The sequence below is a fragment of the Paenibacillus agricola genome (assembly GCF_011440305.1).
GTDB lineage: Bacteria > Bacillota > Bacilli > Paenibacillales > NBRC-103111 > Paenibacillus_S > Paenibacillus_S agricola.
Map to the genome: position 1 here is coordinate 7691 of NZ_JAAOIW010000049.1, position 1391 is coordinate 9081.

The 1391-nt window shown below is 38.5% G+C and carries 1 protein-coding gene and 1 pseudogene; both read left to right on the forward strand.

The window, feature by feature from the left end; translation table 11 throughout:
• Positions 1–126, forward strand: a pseudogene (locus G9U52_RS40675) (DUF2243 domain-containing protein); the annotation flags it as partial.
• Complete coding sequence (locus tag G9U52_RS38735; RefSeq protein WP_166158771.1) at positions 119–937, forward strand: cytochrome c oxidase assembly protein; 819 nt, start codon at positions 119–121, stop codon at positions 935–937. The pseudogene G9U52_RS40675 and the gene G9U52_RS38735, both read left to right, overlap by 8 nt.
• Positions 938–1391 lie beyond the last annotated feature (454 nt).

The following is a 1391-nucleotide window of genomic DNA, read 5'->3' on the forward strand; positions in this document are numbered from 1 at the left end:
AATGTTATTGTCTATGACATCATTTGGAATATTATAGCAATTATAATGGTTATCGTGGGGAGTATCCTAATCATTCAATCGCGCAAGGAATTACTTCAAATTGAAAGGACTGCCTCCAGTGAATAATGATCATATTCATCATGGCATGGGATTTAGCTTCAATTTTCTCTTGATGCTATGTTTTTTGCTTGTATTTGTTCTTTATATATTTGCTGCAATCGTATCTAACCGCCATCACAAGCCATGGCCACTTTTTCGCTATTTCTTTTGGACTATAGGTGTTCTAAGTGCTGGTGTGGCTGTTATTGGTCCCTTAGCCAATCGCGCACACATTGATTTTACGGCTCACATGACCGGTCATTTACTTCTTGGAATGCTTGCTCCGCTCTTTCTGGCACTCGCTGCACCTATGACCCTTGTCTTAAGGACGTTAAGTGTGAAATCATCCCGCAGACTTTCACGCATCCTTAAAAGTGGGATATTTCGTATTCTTAGCGATCCGCTTATAGCATCATTTCTTAATGTTGGAGGGTTATATTTATTATACACGACAAACTTATACATGATGATGCAACAATCTCTTGCTTTACATATATGGGTACATCTACATGTATTCTTAGCAGGCTATATTTTCACGGTATCCATGGTATATTTCGACTTATCTCCTCATCGAACAAGTTACATTTATCGTGCCATAGTCTTTATAATTGCCCTGGCTGGGCATGGCATACTTTCCAAATACATTTATTCAAATCCACCTTCTGGTGTAGCTGCAGTACAAGCAGAAAATGGTGGTATGCTGATGTACTATGGTGGTGACGTTATTGACGTCGTTATTATAATTATTTTTTGCTTTCAATGGTTTAAGGCCACCCATCCTCGTAAATCAATAAACATAAATAAAAGCACCAAACAAACTGCTGATTTCGTAGATTAGGATTCCAGCATTTTTACTTACTCGCGCGAGTGATCCAGTAAACACGACTCCACTTAGCATAAGATCACGTCCTGGCACATTTTTTCTCACCAGCACATATGCGAATGTAAACGAAACTACAACACTGAGCACCGTTCCAATTACGGCAACGAATACTGTGCTTTTTAAAGCGTTAATAAAGCTGTTCGTAGACAAAATATAATTATAGGCAGACAAAGACCATTTAAGTCAATTTCTATTCCAGTCAGTTTCTTTTCAAAAGCAATATACTATATCAATGCTTTTTCTTCTCCATATAACAACCAGTAAAAGTCTGTGTTCTGTGCCTACTTTGTTCGGGACAACGGAAAATACAGTCTTGGTGAATGGAAAGTCCACATTCAATGGATTCTTGCCCAGACGACACTATTGTCGATTGATGATTTCCCATGAAATGGTTAATCAACAGGCGTGC